The 16,920-nt window shown below is 66.4% G+C and carries 15 protein-coding genes; 11 read left to right on the top strand and 4 right to left on the bottom strand.

The features are described 5' to 3' along the window. The first annotated feature begins 91 nt into the window (after window positions 1-91). Both V2S85_RS04890 and V2S85_RS04885 read left to right on the top strand, forming a co-directional pair. The gene (locus V2S85_RS04890; protein WP_330701747.1) at window positions 92-886 is read left to right on the top strand and encodes an SDR family oxidoreductase; all 795 of its coding nucleotides are present in this window, start codon (window positions 92-94) and stop codon (window positions 884-886) included. 236 nt (window positions 887-1,122) lie between these two features. Further along, window positions 1,123-2,874 carry a chloride channel protein gene (locus V2S85_RS04885; RefSeq protein ID WP_419198162.1) on the top strand — a complete coding sequence of 584 codons (1,752 nt, stop codon included), beginning with the start codon at window positions 1,123-1,125 and terminating at the stop codon, window positions 2,872-2,874. Between the two features lie 183 nt (window positions 2,875-3,057). On the opposite strand, the gene V2S85_RS04880 is transcribed toward V2S85_RS04885, so the two are convergent. The 3 genes from V2S85_RS04880 to V2S85_RS04870 all read right to left on the bottom strand — a co-directional run bounded on the left by V2S85_RS04880 (window position 3,058) and on the right by V2S85_RS04870 (window position 9,845). Continuing rightward, window positions 3,058-4,950 (bottom strand): CocE/NonD family hydrolase, encoded by a 1,893-nt coding sequence (locus V2S85_RS04880; protein WP_330701745.1) that lies wholly within the window; start codon window positions 4,948-4,950, stop codon window positions 3,058-3,060. A 272-nt stretch (window positions 4,951-5,222) separates the two neighbouring features. Further along, the gene (locus V2S85_RS04875; protein ID WP_036523741.1) at window positions 5,223-6,596 is read right to left on the bottom strand and encodes a class II 3-deoxy-7-phosphoheptulonate synthase; all 1,374 of its coding nucleotides are present in this window, start codon (window positions 6,594-6,596) and stop codon (window positions 5,223-5,225) included. Window positions 6,597-6,893: 297 nt separating this feature from the next. Next, a complete protein-coding gene (locus V2S85_RS04870; RefSeq protein WP_330701744.1) occupies window positions 6,894-9,845 on the bottom strand; it encodes a M16 family metallopeptidase in 2,952 nt (983 codons plus the stop codon). Window positions 9,846-9,974: 129 nt separating this feature from the next. On the opposite strand from V2S85_RS04870, the gene V2S85_RS04865 reads away from it, so the two are divergent. The 6 genes from V2S85_RS04865 to V2S85_RS04840 all read left to right on the top strand — a co-directional run bounded on the left by V2S85_RS04865 (window position 9,975) and on the right by V2S85_RS04840 (window position 13,712). Continuing rightward, on the top strand, window positions 9,975-10,550 hold the full coding sequence (locus V2S85_RS04865) for a NifU family protein (RefSeq protein ID WP_330701743.1): 576 nt from the start codon (window positions 9,975-9,977) through the stop codon (window positions 10,548-10,550). A gap of 7 nt (window positions 10,551-10,557) precedes the next feature. After that, window positions 10,558-11,208, top strand: coding sequence for a tRNA (adenosine(37)-N6)-threonylcarbamoyltransferase complex dimerization subunit type 1 TsaB (gene tsaB / locus V2S85_RS04860; protein ID WP_330701742.1), 651 nt, complete (start codon window positions 10,558-10,560; stop codon window positions 11,206-11,208). After that, window positions 11,205-11,663: a GNAT family N-acetyltransferase gene (locus V2S85_RS04855; protein WP_330701741.1), complete on the top strand. Its 459-nt coding sequence runs from the start codon at window positions 11,205-11,207 to the stop codon at window positions 11,661-11,663. The genes tsaB and V2S85_RS04855 overlap by 4 nt, the downstream gene beginning before the upstream one ends. A gap of 166 nt (window positions 11,664-11,829) precedes the next feature. After that, the gene (locus V2S85_RS04850; protein WP_330701740.1) at window positions 11,830-12,276 is read left to right on the top strand and encodes a MucR family transcriptional regulator; all 447 of its coding nucleotides are present in this window, start codon (window positions 11,830-11,832) and stop codon (window positions 12,274-12,276) included. A gap of 189 nt (window positions 12,277-12,465) precedes the next feature. Continuing rightward, on the top strand, window positions 12,466-12,909 hold the full coding sequence (locus V2S85_RS04845; RefSeq protein WP_330701739.1) for a Fur family transcriptional regulator: 444 nt from the start codon (window positions 12,466-12,468) through the stop codon (window positions 12,907-12,909). Window positions 12,910-12,950: 41 nt separating this feature from the next. Continuing rightward, window positions 12,951-13,712, top strand: coding sequence for a lysophospholipid acyltransferase family protein (locus V2S85_RS04840; protein WP_330701738.1), 762 nt, complete (start codon window positions 12,951-12,953; stop codon window positions 13,710-13,712). 51 nt (window positions 13,713-13,763) lie between these two features. Here the strand turns inward: V2S85_RS04840 and V2S85_RS04835 are convergent, their stop codons facing one another. Further along, window positions 13,764-14,423, bottom strand: coding sequence for a hypothetical protein (locus V2S85_RS04835; protein WP_330701737.1), 660 nt, complete (start codon window positions 14,421-14,423; stop codon window positions 13,764-13,766). Window positions 14,424-14,491: 68 nt separating this feature from the next. On the opposite strand from V2S85_RS04835, the gene ispH reads away from it, so the two are divergent. From ispH to rnhA, 3 genes are read left to right on the top strand one after another with little or no spacing between them, the layout of a single operon-like run. Next, window positions 14,492-15,481: a 4-hydroxy-3-methylbut-2-enyl diphosphate reductase gene (gene ispH, locus V2S85_RS04830; RefSeq protein WP_330701736.1), complete on the top strand. Its 990-nt coding sequence runs from the start codon at window positions 14,492-14,494 to the stop codon at window positions 15,479-15,481. Then, the gene (thrB, locus tag V2S85_RS04825; protein ID WP_330701735.1) at window positions 15,481-16,467 is read left to right on the top strand and encodes a homoserine kinase; all 987 of its coding nucleotides are present in this window, start codon (window positions 15,481-15,483) and stop codon (window positions 16,465-16,467) included. The genes ispH and thrB overlap by 1 nt, the downstream gene beginning before the upstream one ends. Next, on the top strand, window positions 16,464-16,898 hold the full coding sequence (gene rnhA / locus V2S85_RS04820) for a ribonuclease HI (RefSeq protein WP_330701734.1): 435 nt from the start codon (window positions 16,464-16,466) through the stop codon (window positions 16,896-16,898). Before thrB ends, rnhA begins: the two co-directional genes overlap by 4 nt. The last annotated feature ends 22 nt before the right edge of the window (window positions 16,899-16,920 follow it).

Below are 16,920 nucleotides of genomic sequence, written 5' to 3'. Positions count from 1 at the left end.
CGATACTTGCCGCAGGCCGGCACCGGCGCCGCGACAGCGCCGGTGCCCCTGCGCTAGCCAGATCCCCGAAATACGATTCGGGGAGACGAACATGAAGATCGACGACACTCTGGCCGCAGTGGTGACCGGTGGCGCCTCCGGTCTCGGCCGCGCCAGCGTGCAGGCGCTGGCCTCGGCCGGCGTGAAGGTCGCCATCTTCGACATCAGCGAGGAGGCGGGGGAAGCGCTCGCGGCCGAAGTCGGCGGGGTGTTCTGCAAGGTCGACATCACCAGCGAGGAAAGCGTCGAGGCGGGCTTCGCAAAGGCCCGTGCGGCGCACGGGCAGGAGCGCGTGGTGGTCCACTGCGCGATCGTCGCCGGCGGCGGCAAGACCGTCTCGTTCGACAAGAAGACCGGCGCCTACAAGCGCACCCCGACCGAGCAGATCGCCAAATCCGCCGAGGGCATCTTCACCGCCTCCTACCGCGTCGCCTCGATCGCGGCGCTGGGCATGGCGACCGCCGAGCCGCTGAACGAGGACGGCGAGCGCGGCACCATCATCCTCACCTCCTCCGCCGCCGCACAGGACGGTCAGGTCGGCCAGGTCGCCTATGGCGGCGGCAAGGGCGCGGTCAACGCCATGGTGCTGCCGATGGCGCGCGATCTCATGGACCTCGGCATTCGCGTCAATGCGATCATGCCGGGCACGTTCGCCACGCCGCCGATGCTGCGGGTGAAGGAGCACGCGCCCGAGGTCTACGAGAACCTCGGCAAGGCGGTGCCCTTCCCGCGCCGCCTCGGCAATCCGGAGGAGTTCGGCTCCTTCGTGCTGGAACTGGTGCGTAATACGTACTTCAACGGGCAGTGCATCCGCCTCGACGGCGCGATCCGGATGCCGCCGAAGTAAAGTGCCTTGGTTCCGGGCGCGCTCCGGAACCGCACTGACCGTCGGCCTGCCGCGCGGGGGCTTCGACAAGCTCAGCCTGAGCGGGGTCAGAGGTAATCTTCTCAATCCCGCTCAGGCTGAGCTTGTCGAAGCCCCTACCGCCCGCATGCCCCTGAAGATCGCAGGTGTTCTCGGAGCAAGCCCGGGGCGACACGTTCCCCTTGACTCCCCCTCCCCGCCCGGCCCAATCGGCGCCGATGCGACGCATGGGACTTCACGCACTCAAGGGCCTGGCCATCCGGCAGCGCCAGCGGCTGCGGTCGAGCGAAATGGCGTTCATCGTGCTGGCCCTCATCGCAGGGCTCGCGGCGGGCTGGCTGACCAACCTGCAGGGCTTCATCGCGCATACCCTGCAACAGATCCTCTACGGCATCGGTAACAACCGCCTGAGCGCGCTGGGGGAAATCCGCAACTGGTGGCGCCTGCTGGCCCTGCCGCTCGGCGGGCTGGTGCTGGTGGCCATGGCCCATTTCCTGAAGGGCCGCCGCCGCGCGCCGATCGACGTGGTCGAGGCCAATGCGCTGCACAGCGGACGGATTCCCTTCATCGACAACCTCGTGATCTCGGTCCAGACCATCATCTCGAATGGCGCGGGTGCCTCGGTGGGACTGGAGGCGGCTTATGCGCAGATGGGCGGCGGCGTCGCCTCGGTGCTGGGGCAGTGGTTCAAGCTACGCCGCTCGGACATGCGCACCCTTGTCGGCGCGGGCGCGGGCGCGGCGGTCGGCGCCGCGTTCGGAGCGCCGCTGGCGGGTGCGTTCTACGCCTTCGAGATCGTCATCGGCACGTATACACCCGCCGCGATCGCCCCGGTCGTGGCTGCCGCGCTGGGCGCCGCCTTCGTGACGCGGGCGCTGGGGGTGGAGCCCTACCTCATCGCCACCGCCGCCGACCGGACGCTGACCACCGGCGACTACTTCATCTACACCATCCTGGGACTCGCCTGCGCGCTGGTGGGCATCGCGATGATGCGCCTCGTCACGTTCGCGGAGCAGAAGATGCAGGGCGTGAGCGGACGCATCGCGCGCTGGAAGCCGGTGATCGGCGGGTTCCTGCTGATGCCGCTGGCGATGGTGACCCCGCAGACGCTTTCCGCCGGGCACGGGGCGATGCACCTCAACATCGCTATGCAACCGGCGCTGCAGTTCCTCGTCACCGTGCTGGTGCTCAAGGTGCTGGCCTCCGCCATCTCGATCGCCTTCGGGTTTCGCGGCGGCCTGTTCTTCGCCTCGCTGTTCATCGGCTCGCTGGTGGGGCTGATCTTCGCCGCGCTGGCATCGATGGCGGGCATCGCGCTCGACATCAACGACGCCGCGCTGGTCGGCATGTCGGCGCTCGCGGTGTCGGTGGTGGGCGGCCCGATGACGCTCGCCATGCTGATGCTGGAGACCACCCACGACTTCGCGCTGATGGGCGTTGTGCTGACCGCCTCGCTGGTGTCGAGCGCGCTGACCCGCGAGACCTTCGGCTATTCGTTCTCCACCTGGCGCCTGCACGTGCGCGGCTCGATCATCCGGTCCCCGCGCGATATCGGCTGGATGCTGGCGCTGACCGCCGGGCGCATCATGCGCAAGGACTGGAAGAGCGCAGCGGCCAGCCTCTCGGTCGCGGACTTCCGCGCGCAAGTGCCGCTGGGTTCGACGAGCAAGGCGATCCTGCTCGATGACGAGGGGCACTACGCCGGGATCGTAGCGACGGCTTCGGCGTACAATCCCGAACTCGCGCCCGATACGCAGGTAGGCACGCTGGCGACGCTGCAGGCGAACACGCTCTCGCCGGTGACGGACATCCGGGCGATGCTGAAAGCCTTCGACCTTGCCGTGGCGGACGAACTGGCGGTGGTGGACGGCGTCGGCAACGTCGTGGGCGTGGTGACCGAACGGCATGCGAGGCGGCGCTACTTCGAGGAAATCGAAGCCTCGCAGCGGGAGCTTTTCGGGGAGAATTGAGGGTGCGCGGTGCGCCCGGCCGGTCCGTCGTCTTCCTACCTCGTCACCCCCGCGAAGGCGGGAACCCAACTGATGACATCGCATGTTGCACGGTCATCAGCTGGGCCCCCGCCTTCGCGGGGGTGACAACGTAATTTTGAATTGGAGGGACACCTCCCGCTGGCAGGAGGTGTCCCTTTCAGATCAGTCCTGAGCCACCGGCAGCCACACCGCGCTGGCCTGATCGCCGCCGAAGTGCACCGTCTCGGTCGCCTTCACGTAGTCCTTGGGCTTGGCGTCCATGATCGAGGGCACCCAGCTCTGCGGGTTGCGATCGTAGAGCGGGAACAGGCTGGACTGCACCTGCACCATGATCTTGTGGCCCGGCAGGAACACATGATCGACGTTGGGCAGCGCCCACTTGAAGTCGTAGACCTTGCCCGGTTCCAGCGCCTGCGGCTTGTCGAAACCGCCGACGTAGCGGCCGCGGAAGATCTCGATGCCGATGCCCAGCTGGTAGCCCGCCATCTTCGGATCGGCGGTGTTCTCCTGAGGGTAGACGTCGATCAGCTTGACGACATAGTCGCTGTCCTGCCCGGACGTCGCCGCGCGCAAGTCCACCTTGGGCGCGCCCTTGATGTGGACCGGCTTGTCGAGCACGCCGGTCTGGTAGCTCAGCACGTCGGTACGGCCGTCAGCGAAGCGCTGGTCCTGCACCAGCCAGGTCTTCCACTCGTCGCCCTTCATGTGGACCGGGCGCGGCAGCATCGGCACGGGCTTCGCGGGGTCGGAGACGTAGCTGTCGGAACCCGACGCGCCCTTGCTCCACGACAGTGAGGAATTCGCGCCGAGGTAGAGCGGCGTATAGGCACCCGCCGGCCATGCCTGCGACACCTCCCACTTGTTCTCGCCCGTGGCGTACGTCAGCACCGGCGGCGTATCGCAGGCAGGCGCGTTCGTCTTGAGGTGGCAGTCGAAGAACGGCTTCATGTACTGCGTGCGGAACTGCAGGCCGGTGTCGCCCTCCCACTTGAGCGGGCCGAGTTCGCGTGCTTCGTAGTTCACCTGAGAATGACGCCACGGACCGATGACGAGGCTGACGTTGTCGTTGCCGCCCGCCTTCAGCGCCTGATAGACCGCCGGGGCGCCGTAGCTGTCCTCCTGGTCCCACTGGCCGACCACCAGCATCGTCGGCACCGTCAGCTTGCGCGCGCCGAGCAGCTTGTCGACCGCCTGACCCTGCCACCATGCGTCGTAGCTCGGGTGCTCCAGCACCTTGCGCACCACCGGCAGGTCGAGCAGGCCATAGGCCTTGGCGTAGTCCATCGCCGAGCCGCCTTCGAGGTAGGCGGTGTAATCGTCACCGCCGCCGCGCGGAACGTCGCCGCCGCCTTTCTTCACCGTCTGGCCCAGATCGTAGTCGAAACCGAACATGCGGAAGGCGCCGTTGTGGAACCAGTCGTCGCCCATCCAGCCATCGACCATCGGGCTCTGCGGCACGGCGGCCTTGAGCGCCGGGTGCGGATCGATCAGCGCCATCAGCGAGGTGAAGCCCAGATACGACGAGCCGGTGATGCCGACCTTGCCGTTGCTTTCCTTCACGTTCTTCACCAGCCAGTCGATCGTGTCGTAGGCGTCGGTGGCGTGGTCCACCTTGGTCTTGTTGAGCGGCCCGCGCAGCGGGCGGTTCATGACGTAGTCGCCCTCCGACCCGTCCAGCCCGCGCACGTCCTGATAGACGCGGATGTAGCCGTCGTTGACGAATTCAGCGTCGGCGACGGGCAGGATTTCCTCGATCTTCTGGCTGCGGTTGCGGCTGCTCATCTTGTCCGCATTGTACGGCGTGCGGCTGAGCAGGATCGGGCCGTCCTGCGTGCCCTTACGGTAGATGATGACGGTGAACAGCTTGGTCCCGTCACGCATCGGGATCATCACCGTCTTGCGCACGTAGTCCGCCTGAGGGCGAACCCAGTCGTAGGACTTCACCTGCTCGTTCATCATGGTGTCGGTGGGCGCCTGCGCGGAAAGCGACGAGGCAAGAGCGAGGGCCGCGACGGCGGCGGCAGTATAGCCGAGGGGGCGGAAATGCTTTGTCATGGTCGCATGGGTGGACCGTGCATTTCCTGGGGTCAAGACGGGAAGAGAGACGCAGGGGTTTACGTTCCGCAGGCCCCGTATATCGGCATCGCCTCCCCAATCCGTCATTGCGAGCGAAGCGAAGCAACCCAGGGCGGCGTAGTGCTGCCCTGGGTTGCTTCGCTTCGCTCGCAATGACGAAGTTTGGGCTTCGGTGTGGGCCATAACTGCCCGCACACCGAAGCCATTTCACGGGGTGCAGGGTGGTAAACCCCTGCCTTCCCCTTCAAACTTCAAGCCGCCTGCTTCTGCCCCTGAGTAGCCTCAAGGTTCAGCAGGTCCGCCATCTCGAACGCCAGTTCGATCGACTGCGCACCGTTCAAACGCGGATCGCAGTGCGTGTGGTAGCGGTCCTTCAGCGCCTCGTCGGTGATGGCGATGGCGCCGCCGGTGCACTCGGTCACGTCCTGCCCGGTCATCTCGATATGGATTCCGCCTGCATGCGTGCCTTCCGCGCGGTGGACCGCGAAGAAGCCGCGCACTTCGGCGAGGATGCGGTCGAACGGACGGGTCTTGAAGCCGCTGTCCGACTTGATGACGTTGCCGTGCATCGGGTCGCACGACCACACCACCGGATGCCCTTCGCGCTTCACCGCGCGCACCAGCTTGGGCAGGCCGGCTTCGACCTTGTCGTGACCGTAGCGGCTGATGAGCGTCATGCGGCCCGGCTCGCGGCCCGGGTTCAGCGTGTCGAGCATCCGCAGCAGCGCGTCCGGCTCAAGCGACGGACCGCACTTCATGCCGATCGGGTTACCGACGCCGCGCAGGTATTCGACGTGCGCCGAGCCCTCGAAGCGGGTGCGGTCGCCGATCCACAGCATGTGCGCCGAGCAGTCGTACCAGTCGCCGGTCAGCGAATCGCGGCGGGTCAGCGCCTGCTCGTAAGGGAGCAGCAGCGCTTCGTGGCTGGTGTAGAAGTCGGTGCCCTGAAGCTGCGGGACCGAGCTGGGTTCGACACCGCAAGCCGCCATGAAGTCGAGCGCTTCGCCGATGCGATCGGCCATCTGCGAGAACTTCTCGCCCCAGGGGCTGCGGCCGATGTGGTCGAGCGTCCACTGGTGGACCTGGCGCAAGTTGGCATAGCCGCCGTGCGCGAAGGCGCGCAGCAGGTTCAGCGTCGAGGACGACTGGCCATAGGCGCGCAGCATGCGCTCGGGATCGTTGCGGCGCGCCTCGGCGTTGCCTTCGATGCCGTTGATGATGTCGCCGAAGTAGCTGGGCATCTCGACGCCGCCGACCATCTCGGTCGGGGCCGAGCGCGGCTTGGCGAACTGGCCTGCCATGCGGCCCAGCTTCACCACCGGCTGCTTGCTGGCGAAGGTCAGGACGACCGCCATCTGCAGCAGCACGCGGAAGCTGTCGCGGATGTTGTCGGCGCTGAATTCGGCGAAGCTCTCGGCGCAGTCACCGCCCTGGAGCAGGAAACCGCGACCGGCGGCGACTTCGGCAAGATCGGCCTTCAGAGCACGGGCTTCACCGGCAAAGACGAGCGGCGGAAACTTCGCAAGCGTGGCCTCGACCTCGCTGAGTTTCGCCTGATCGCCATAGACCGGGAGGTGGCGCGCCTCTTGCGTCTTCCAGCTCTCCGGTGTCCAGTTGGTAGCCACTGTATCGTACTCCTCTGGCCCGTCACCTGATTGCGCGGGCTTTTCCGAGCGCTGCCAAAGCTATTCGATTTCCTCCCGGGCAGCGCAAGCAAGGCGCGGCCTTTAGCGCTTGTCGGCAATTTTTGCAAAGCCGGGTTTGGCGATCATGGTGATCGGTTGCGTGATGGGTATGAGAAAGGCCCACCCCGCTGTGACTAGGCGATAAATCGCCAAGTCTCGCGGCCCTCCCGCAAGCGGGAGGTTGATACGTTTTGCTCCCCTCCCGCTAGCGGGAGGGGCTGGGGGGTGGGCTTCTACTTACTTCCCCGCCACGCCGCCTTCTTTGCCCTCGGGCATGACCTCAAGCCGCCACGAATGGTCGCGACCGAGATACCGCGCGGCCAGCGCCTGCATCGCCTGTGGAGTGGTGACCGTGTAGTCGCTCAGCACCGAACGCACGGTGCCGATGCGGGTGGGGTCGGTCGTCGCGCCTTCAAGCTGGCTCATGAAGAACGAGGTGCTCGACGCCGCGCGGGTCACCTGCTGGCGCAGCGGCTCAGTGACGAGCGCCAGTTCGTCAGCCGTGGGCGGATTAGCGATAAGATCCTGCGCGATCTCGTCGGCGGTCTGGAAGAACACCGGCACTGACTTGGGATCGACCTGCGCAACCGCCGTGATCGAGCCGCCCGCGGCAAGGTCCACCGGCCACTGCGAGTAGACGTAAGGCGCATAGGACACGCCCAGCTTCTCACGCACCGCGTTCATCAGGCGATTGGTGAACAACTGCGTGAGGATTTCCAGCTGGCGCGATTCGCGAATGCCCATCGAGCCGCCACCGGTCGGCCACGAGACGACCGCCGCCGCCTGATCGGGGTCGCCGTGATGGATCAGTTCGATCGGCTTGTCCGAGGGCTGCGGCACGTCCATCTTTGCCGCCGTCGCAGTCACCGGCATCGGCTGGCGGGACTTGAGCGCACCGAAGGTCTTCTCCAGTGCGGCGATGGCGGCGGTCTTGTCGAAGTCGCCGAAGATCTGGACCTCGACGGGCCCTTCCTTGAGCGCCTTGCTCCACACGCGCTTGAAGCCTTCCGCCGTGGTCGCCTCGATCTGATCGGGCGTGGGCGTGGCGAAGCGCTTGTCCTGCCCGCGCTGGTAGAACTGCAGGTCGCGGTTCAGCACGCCCTGCGGCGAGGTGGAGAACGTCGCGTACTGGATCTTCGCCGCCGCCTTGGCGCGGGTAAAGGGCGCGACATCCCACTTGGGCAAGTCCAGCTTGGCCGCGAAGAGATAAAGCTGGTCGGCAAGGTCGGACGGGCGCGTCTCTGCGGAAAGCTGGAACGAGGCGTCCTGCACCTCGAAGTCGAAGCCCATCTTGCGGCCGGTGGAGATGCGATCCAGATCGTCCTGCCCCAAAGTGGCGAGGCCCGAACCGACCAGCGCATAATTGCCCAGCGTTATGTACGCCGCATCCTTCGGATCGATCGAGCGATAGCCGCCGCCAAAGCGCGCCTTGACCATGACGCGGCCCGGCTCCTCGACCACCGGCCACAGCATCGCCTTGACACCGTTGGCGAAGGTCAGCTCCTCGATTTCGAGGAGGCCGGTCGGCACGTCGCTGACGGCCTTCTTGGCCGCACCAATCGCGGGCAGCTTTTCGAACGAGATCGGCTTGAGTGCCGCGCGCACGCTGGCGTCGGCCTTGACCGGCTCGGAGAGCGCAAGCTGCAGCGCCTTGTCAGTCGCGGCGCCGTCCTTCTGGACGGTGAACAGCGCGCGGGTAACATTGCCGGTGAACAGCTTGCGGGTGTGCTCCAGCACCGCCTGCGGGGTGAACAGCGGCTTGGACTTGCGGAAGATGTCCAGCACGTCCTGCGGCGCGGCCACCGTCTCGCGGATGTCGAGCGCGTTGACGAGGTCGTCGGCGATCTTGCTGCCGGGCAGGATGCGCTGCTGCTCGACCGGGACCTGAAAAGCGACTTCCATCTCGGCCGCCTCGCGGTCGATCTCCGCCTGCGTCGGCGCACGGGTGAGTGCATCGGCGATCACCGCGCGCACGTCGCGCAAGGACGCCTGCCAGTCATCACCGAGCGGCGTCACCGACACGAACGTGGCGTCGGCCGAACGCGAGACGTCATCCTGGTTCACCGAAGCGGAGAGGAAGCTGCCCCCTGCCCGCGCCTTGGATTCAAGACGACGGTTGATGATCGCCTGCGCCAGCGCATCGGTCATCAGGCCCTGATTGTAAGGAATGTTGTCGATCACCTGCCGCCACGGGCGCAGCACCGCATACATCAGCGAGGGCGGCAAATCGGGTTCGACCAGCACGCGAGTCTCGCCCACCGGGTTCTTCGGGTCGGCGCCCGCCGGCGCCTCGGGGTCGCCGAAGCTGGGCGCGACGGCCTTGGGACCGGGCACCGACCAGTCGGTGAACCACTTCTTGACGTAGCTTTCCAGCATCGCCGGATCGACGTCACCGGCCACGATCACCGCCACGTTGTCCGGGCGATACCAGCGCGAATAGAACGCCCGCACGCTTTGCGGCGTCGCCGAAGTCAGCGATTCGAGCGTGCCGATCGGCTCGCGGTTGGCCAGCGGCTGCCCGGCGTAGAGCACCTTCTGCATCGCATCCTGCACGCGCTTGGACGCACCGCCCCGTTCGCGCATTTCCGACAGCACGATCGGCAGATCCTGCTTGAGGTTCGAGGCCGAAAGCGTCGGCGCGGTGACCATGCCGCTCATCAGCTTGAACGTCTCGTCCAGCGAAGTCGGCGTGGCATTGGGCAGGTCGAGCTTGAACACAGTCTGCGTTGTGGACGTCACCGCATTGGTATCGCTGCCGAACGTCGCCCCGAGGCGCTGGAACGCGGCGATCGCGGTGCCCCCGGGGATATACTTCGACTGGCGGAACAGCATGTGTTCGAGCAGATGCGCATAGCCCCGCTCGCCGTCGGTCTCGTAGAGCGAACCGGCATCGACGCGGATACGGATCGAAACCTGGCCTGGCGGCACCCCGTTCTTGCGCACCGCATACTTCAGGCCATTGGGCAGTTCGCCGAAGAACCATTCGGGATCGTGCGGAATGTCGCTGCCACGGTAGAGCCATGGGTCCGCCTGACCGACCGAGGGAGCGACGATCGGCGCATCGGCGGGCACGGCCTGAGGTTGAGCGGATTGCGCTTGCGCCTCCGGCACCAGCAGGAGCGGAATCGGAGCCTGAGCAAGAAGAAGCAGGCAGGCGAGCGGGCGAACGGCGCGCGTGGGGGTCGTCATTACGCAAGGTATAAGGAGGGCTCTCCTTAAGGGCCAGTGAATAGCGCCGTCATTTTGGTGCTCGTTTCGTCCCATGTGCGCGCCTTGCGGTCTTGACCCTTGCCACACTTCACCTAAATCGCGAGAACTATGTTCATCGAAACCGAAACCACGCCGAATCCCTCGACGCTCAAGTTCCTGCCGGGCCGGCAGGTCATGCCGTCGGGCACGCGCGAGTTCCTCTCGCCCGAGGATGCGGAAAGCTCGCCACTGGCGCAGGCGCTGTTCGATCTGGGCGACGTGATCGGCGTGTTCTTCGGCTCCAGCTTCGTTTCGGTGACCGCCGCACCCGGCGTCGAATGGCCCGCACTGCGCCCGCAGGTGGTGGCGATCTTGCTGGACCACTTCGTTTCGGAAGCGCCGCTGTTCACCGGCGGCGACGCCAGCGGCTTCTCGGTCCCGGCCGATGACGAGGACTTCGGCGACGATCCCGCCGACGCCGACATCGTCGCGCAGATCAAGGATTTGATCGAGAGCCGCGTGCGCCCGGCCGTCGCCAACGACGGCGGCGACATCATCTATCGCGGTTTCCGCGAAGGCGTGGTGTACTTGTCGATGCAGGGCGCCTGCTCGGGCTGCCCCTCCTCGTCCGCCACGCTCAAGCAAGGGATCGAGAGCCTGCTCAAGCATTACGTCCCCGAAGTCAGCGAAGTGCGCGCGGCCTGACCTGCCCATGCCGGGCCCCGGACCGACGACACTGGTGATCGACAGCGCGACCGACGCCTGTTCGGTCGCGCTTTTCGCAGGCGACGAATGCCTCGGCGGCGAATACCGCCTGCTCGGTCGCGGCCATGCCGAGGCATTGGTGCCGATGATCGCGGCGCTGCCGGGCAAGGGCCGTGCGGACCGGATCGTCGTCGCGCTCGGGCCGGGCAGCTTCACCGGTGTGCGCGTTGGCCTTGCCGCCGCCCGTGCGCTCGCGCTGGCCTGGGGCTCCTCACTCGCGGGCTATCCTACACTGGCGCTGATCGCCGCGATGGCTCAGGCTGCGGAAGGCACAGAGCCCCTGACGGTGGTGAACACCGGCGGCCACGGGGAGTGGTTCGTCGAGAGCTTCGACGCCGAGGGCGCGAGCACCGCGCCGCTCGCCTCGCTGCGCCCCGAAGCCGCCGCGACTACGGCAAACGAAGCGCTCGTCGCCGGCAGCCAGGCCGAACGCCTGGTGGCCCTGCGCGGATTCGGGCGGGCGGTGCCGCTGCTGCCCGATGCGCGCGCCTTCGCGCTGCTGCCCGCCTCCGCGCTGTCCGAACGGATCGACCCGCTCTACGGCCGCGCGCCCGATGCCAAGATTCCCGGGGTCAGGATCGGGACGCAGGCGGCATGATCGACGACATCGACCGGATCATGACGGTAATGACCGCCGCCTTCGATCCCGCATATGGCGAGGCCTGGAATCGTCGCCAGGTAGAAGACGCGCTCAGTTTCACGAACTGTCACTATCTGCTGCTCACGGGAAATGCAGTTAGCCCCGCCGACGGCGAATCGGCCGCCGCTTTCTTCCTCTCGCGCACCGGATACGAGGAAGAGGAACTGCTTCTTCTTGCCACCGCGCCCGAAGATCGCGGCAAGGGACTTGGACGCATCCTGCTGGAGCATCTCAAGCGCGATGCCGCCAGTCGCGGAGCGCGTCGCCTGCTGCTCGAAATGAGAAAAGGCAATCCGGCGGGAACTTTGTACGCCAAATTCGGGTTCTATCCGATCGGCGAAAGACGCGAATACTATCGCGCACCAAGCGGCCAGAGAATCGACGCCATTACCTTTGCATGCGACATCGCCTAAAAAGGCGCCGGCAAGGTATTTGCAGATTATTTCATCAACAATTGTAAGTTACGTTCAACTTTGAATGTAACTTGCACTTCATTGAGAAATCGTCCAATGCAACCGATAGCAGGAATCACACGCCTGTTACCCCCCAACAACGGTCGCACCGAAGGACAAAGAAGAAATGGAAACCATCCAGACCGACATGAACGAGACGTTGATTACGCTCGCGTCGGACATCGTCGCAGCACATGTCAGCAACAACAGCGTCTCGGTCGAGGATCTGCCCACGCTCATCACCAACGTCTACGGCGCACTGGCCGGTCTGGGCGGCACCCCGGTCGTCGAGGAAGAGAAGCCCGAGCCCGCCGTTTCGGTGCGTGCTTCGGTCAAGCCCGACTACATCGTCTGCCTTGAAGACGGCAAGAAGCTGAAGATGCTCAAGCGCCACCTGATGACGCACTACAACATGACCCCGGAAGAGTATCGCGCGCGCTGGAACCTGCCCGCCGACTACCCGATGGTCGCCCCCAACTATGCCGAGAAGCGCCGCGAACTTGCCAAGAAGATCGGCCTTGGCCGCAAGCCCGACACCCGTCGCGGCCGCAAGCCCAAGACTGCGGCAGCCTGATTTTACGGCCGGCCGCCGGCGGCCGGGCCATGGGCGCATCCGCACCTCCGTCCCCGCGAAGCGATTTTCCGGGGACAAAAGATGCCGACCGTCGTCCTGACTTCCGGACCGGCCTTCCAACGTGGTTGTGATTGCAGGCGCATCGCCTTATCTAGGCGGTGCGCCTCCTTCATTATTTACAGGTCCATCGTGAGCCAAACCATCGACATCGAAGCCCTCTGCGCCGAGCGCGGCCTGCGCATCACCGAGCAGCGTCGCGTCATTGCCAAGGTTCTTTCGGAAAGTACCGACCACCCCGACGTCGAGAAGCTGCACGAACGCGCCACTGCGATCGACCCCGGCATCTCGATCGCCACGGTCTACCGCACGGTGCGCCTGTTCGAGGAAGCCGGCATCCTCGACCGCCACGATTTCGGCGATGGCCGCGCCCGCTACGAAGCGGCGCCCGAGGCCCATCACGATCACATGATCGACGTCGAGAGCGGCCAGGTCATCGAATTCGTCGATCCCGAACTGGAAGCGCTGCAGCGAATCATCGCTGAACGCCTCGGCTATCGCCTGGTAGACCACCGCATGGAACTCTACGGCGTCCGCCTCGACCGCGAGGAAGGCGAGCAGACCGCGCGCCGCTGAGGCTGCGGACCAGCGGCGCACAAAAAAGCGGATACACGGCAATGACAGGCGCCACGCCGGCCCCTCGCCACCGCATCGCGGCCTGGGGCTGGCCGCTGGTAGCCCTGCGGCTGCTGGCGATGCTGGCCCTGCTGGTCCTGTGCGTTGCGCTCTATTATCTTGCCGCACCGTTTTCGGCACGCAATCCGGTGCCGCGGCTGTTCCTGCGCACCCTGGGCGCGATCTCCGGCCTGCGCGTCACGACGCGCGGCCCCGCCCCGGCACCGCGCACCTTCTTCCTTGCCAACCACGTCAGCTGGCTGGACATCCTGGCGATGGCGGGCCGCACCGGCAGCGCCTTCGTCGCGCATGACGGGCTGGCACAGATCGGCCCGCTGCGCTGGCTCTGCGCCCTCAACGATACCGTCTTCGTCGCCCGGCACGAGCGCCGTACCGTCGCCGCGCAAGTCGAGCAGGTCCGCCGCGCCCTTGCCGAGACCGGGGCATTGACGATCTTTCCCGAGGGCACCACCTCCGACGGGACGGGAACGCTGGCGTTCAAGTCCTCGCTGCTGTCCGCGATCGAGGGAGAGGATGCCATCCCGGTGCAGCCGGTCTGGCTCGACTACGGCCCCGGGACCAAGGACGTCGCCTGGGTCGGTGACGAACCGGGGCTCGACAATGCACTGGCCATCCTGGCGCGGCTGCGACCGGTGGACCTGACGATCCATTTCCTGCCGCCACTGCCGCCCGAAGTGCGCGACGATCGCAAGCGCATGGCGATGGCCGCGCGTGAAGCGATCGAGACGGCGCGCAGCACTTGAAGAACGGCTAATTCCTCCCCGAGCCTGGCCCGGGGAGAAACAACAACCGGCTCAGCGCGTGGCGTTGTAGGCGAGCTGGCCTTCGTTCAACTGGAAGCCGACCAGCACCTCGAACGAGGCGCGGGCGACCGCCGCCTTGACCTGCGGGTCAGCGAGCGGATCGAGCGCGGCGTCGGTATCGCCCGCCTTGCGCTTGCGCATGATGCGATCCCGCACTTCCTGCGGCAGCGTCGCGGCGGAACGGTCGACGAAGGCGTTGGCATTGACGGTCGCCTGCGCACGCGGCTGGCCGTCGGCGAAGTTCAGCGTCACCGTGCCCACCCGCTTGGAGATCACCGCGCTGCCGCCCTGCAGCACGCTGACGAAGTAGGGCAGCGTCACCTGGCGCGCGCCGGCGGTGTCGTTGCGGCGGGCCTGGACCTGGAACGACACCGTCGAGGTGACCTTCTCGCCCAGGTTCTCGTCGCACTGCGCGCGCACGTCGGTCATCGCCGCGACGACGTCGATGGCGTCGGCGGTCTTGGCCTCGCCGCGGAACAGGGTCATGTCGCCGGTATAGTCGGGAATGCCGACCGCCGGGCACTTGGAGCGCACGGCGGTGATGCCGACGCCCTGATCGACCACGATCTCGCCCTTGGTCTTGCACCCGCTCAGCGCGGTCATCGCGGCGGCAGAGCACAGGACAGTAGCGGTCAGGCGGCGTGCATTCATCGTGAACTTCCTCGAATGGCGTGCGCTTGCCCTAGCGAGGCGCGCGGCAAAGCGCTAGGGGGACGAACATGAACGCGCCCTTTCAGTCCACGCCGCAAATGGATTCCGGCCCGATCGGCTCCAATCAACCGATCCGCCTCCTGATCGCCGCCCCGCGCGGCTTCTGCGCCGGTGTAGACCGCGCGATCGAGATCGTAGAGCGCGCGATCGAGCTTTACGGCGCCCCGGTCTACGTGCGCCACGAAATCGTCCATAACAAGTTCGTGGTCGACAGCCTCAAGGCCAAGGGCGCGATCTTCGTCGAGGAACTGGACGAGGTGCCGGACGGCGTGCCGGTGATCTTCAGCGCCCACGGCGTCCCCAAGTCGGTCCCCGCCGCCGCCAGCGCGCGCGGGCTCGAATGGCTCGACGCCACCTGCCCGCTGGTCAGCAAGGTCCACCGCCAGGCCGAGCGCCAGATCGAGGCCGGCCGCCACATCCTGTTCATCGGCCACGCCGGCCACCCCGAGGTGATCGGTACCTTCGGCCAGGTTCCCGAAGGCAACATGACGCTGGTGGAAACGGTCGAGGATGTCGCCGCGCTGGACTTCGCGCCTGGCACCGAGCTTTCCTACCTGTCGCAGACCACGCTTTCAGTCGATGACACCCACGCCATCATCAAGGCGATCGAGGCGCGCTTCCCGCAAGTCGTCGCGCCCAAGGCCGAGGATATCTGCTACGCCACGTCCAACCGGCAGGCCGCAGTCAAGCAGATCGCCCCGCAGTGCGAGCTGGTGATCGTGATCGGCTCGCCCAAGAGCAGCAACTCGCTGCGCCTCGTCGAAGTGGCCGAGCGCTGCGGAACGCCCGCGCACATGATCCAGCGCGCGACCGAGATCGACCCGGCATGGCTGGAAGGCATCGCCACCGTCGGCCTCACCGCCGGCGCCTCCGCGCCCGAGGAACTGGTCAACGAGGTCATCGCGCGCATCAAGCAACTGCGCGAGGTCGCCGCCGAGGAAATCGTGACCGAGCGCGAACACATGACCTTCAAGCTTCCCCGCCAGTTGGTGCGCTGATGGCAGTCTACACCTGGCTCGGCGCCGAGGAGATGGCCGGCATCATCGCCGCCTTCGCCGTGGGCACGCTCACTTCCGCCAAGGGCATTGCGGAAGGCGTCTCGAACAGCAACTGGCTGATCGAGACCGATCAGAACGGAACCGCACGCCGCTTCATCCTGACGATGTTCGAAAGCCGCACCGAGATCGCGGACTTGCCGTTCTTCCTCGACCTGCTCGACCACCTGGCCGAGCACGGCGCCCCCGTCGCGCGCACGATGCATGACTGCGAAGGCGCCAGCCACCGGCTGCACAGGACGCCTGAGGGTGACAAGGCGCTGGCGCTGATCGAGTTCCTGCCCGGCGTCTCGGTGTCCGAACCCACGCCCGGGCAGGCCCGCGCGGTCGGCGGGGCGCTGGCGCTGATCCATCTGGCGGCCACCGATTTTCCCGCGTCACGCGAAAACTCGCTGGCGCTCCCGGCCTGGCGGCAGTTGCTGCGGGATTGCGGGCACGAGGCGCTCGAATCGATCCACCCGGAACTGGGCACCGTGATCGAACGCGAACTGGCGCTGCTGGAAGCGGAATGGCCTGCCGACCTGCCGCGCGGGGTGATCCATGCCGACCTGTTTCCCGACAACGTGCTGATGCTCGGCGACAAGGTTACAGGACTCATCGACTTCTACTTCGCCTGCACGGACCTGCTGGCTTACGATGTCGCGGTGACACATGCGGCATGGTGCTTCAGTTCCGACGGCGCGCGCTTCGATGCGGCGCTCTCGCGGGCTCTCCTGGAGGGCTACAATGCGGTGCGCCCGCTGAGCGAGGCGGAGCAGGCGGCGCTGCCGCTGCTGGCCCGCGGGGCGGCGATGCGCTTCCTGGCGACGCGCGCTTACGACTGGCTCAATACGCCTGCGGACGCGCTGGTGACGCCCAAGGATCCGATGGCCTTCGCCCGGCGCCTGCAGTTCTACGCCGATCCGGCCAATTCGGGAGTCTTCGCGTGAAGCAGGTCGAGATCTTCACCGATGGCGCCTGCAAGGGCAATCCCGGTCCCGGCGGCTGGGGCGTGCTACTGCGGATGGGCAGCCATGAAAAGGAAATGTCCGGCGGCGAGAAGGACACCACCAACAACCGCATGGAGATGACGGCGGCGATCAAGGGCCTCAACGCCTTGATCGAGCCGTGCGAGGTGGTGCTTTCCACCGACAGCAAGTACGTGATCGACGGCATCACCAAGTGGGTCCACGGCTGGAAGAAGAAGGGCTGGATCAACGCCAGCAAGCAGCCGGTCCGCAACGCCGACCTGTGGCACGACCTGATCGAGGCGGCGGCGCGCCACAAGATCGAATGGCAATGGGTGCGCGGGCACAGCGGCCACGCAGAGAACGAGCGGGTGGACAAGCTGGCGAGTGACGCGGCCAGGGCGGCGGCCTGATTGGCAACTGGAATCCTTGATC

This window comes from Novosphingobium resinovorum, from assembly GCF_036352595.1.
GTDB lineage: Bacteria > Pseudomonadota > Alphaproteobacteria > Sphingomonadales > Sphingomonadaceae > Novosphingobium > Novosphingobium resinovorum_B.
This window is presented reverse-complemented; position numbering and strand designations above follow the sequence as displayed.

Coding starts and splice junctions, on each gene's coding strand:
- V2S85_RS04865 (WP_330701743.1), top strand. CDS start 9,975: ATGTTCATCGAAACCGAAACCACGCCGAATCCCTCGACGCTCAAGTTC.
- V2S85_RS04840 (WP_330701738.1), top strand. CDS start 12,951: ATGACAGGCGCCACGCCGGCCCCTCGCCACCGCATCGCGGCCTGGGGC.
- V2S85_RS04855 (WP_330701741.1), top strand. CDS start 11,205: ATGATCGACGACATCGACCGGATCATGACGGTAATGACCGCCGCCTTC.
- ispH (WP_330701736.1), top strand. CDS start 14,492: ATGAACGCGCCCTTTCAGTCCACGCCGCAAATGGATTCCGGCCCGATC.
- V2S85_RS04885 (WP_419198162.1), top strand. CDS start 1,123: ATGCGACGCATGGGACTTCACGCACTCAAGGGCCTGGCCATCCGGCAG.
- V2S85_RS04880 (WP_330701745.1), bottom strand. CDS start 4,950: ATGACAAAGCATTTCCGCCCCCTCGGCTATACTGCCGCCGCCGTCGCG.
- thrB (WP_330701735.1), top strand. CDS start 15,481: ATGGCAGTCTACACCTGGCTCGGCGCCGAGGAGATGGCCGGCATCATC.
- V2S85_RS04870 (WP_330701744.1), bottom strand. CDS start 9,845: ATGACGACCCCCACGCGCGCCGTTCGCCCGCTCGCCTGCCTGCTTCTT.
- V2S85_RS04890 (WP_330701747.1), top strand. CDS start 92: ATGAAGATCGACGACACTCTGGCCGCAGTGGTGACCGGTGGCGCCTCC.
- V2S85_RS04850 (WP_330701740.1), top strand. CDS start 11,830: ATGGAAACCATCCAGACCGACATGAACGAGACGTTGATTACGCTCGCG.
- V2S85_RS04835 (WP_330701737.1), bottom strand. CDS start 14,423: ATGAATGCACGCCGCCTGACCGCTACTGTCCTGTGCTCTGCCGCCGCG.
- tsaB (WP_330701742.1), top strand. CDS start 10,558: ATGCCGGGCCCCGGACCGACGACACTGGTGATCGACAGCGCGACCGAC.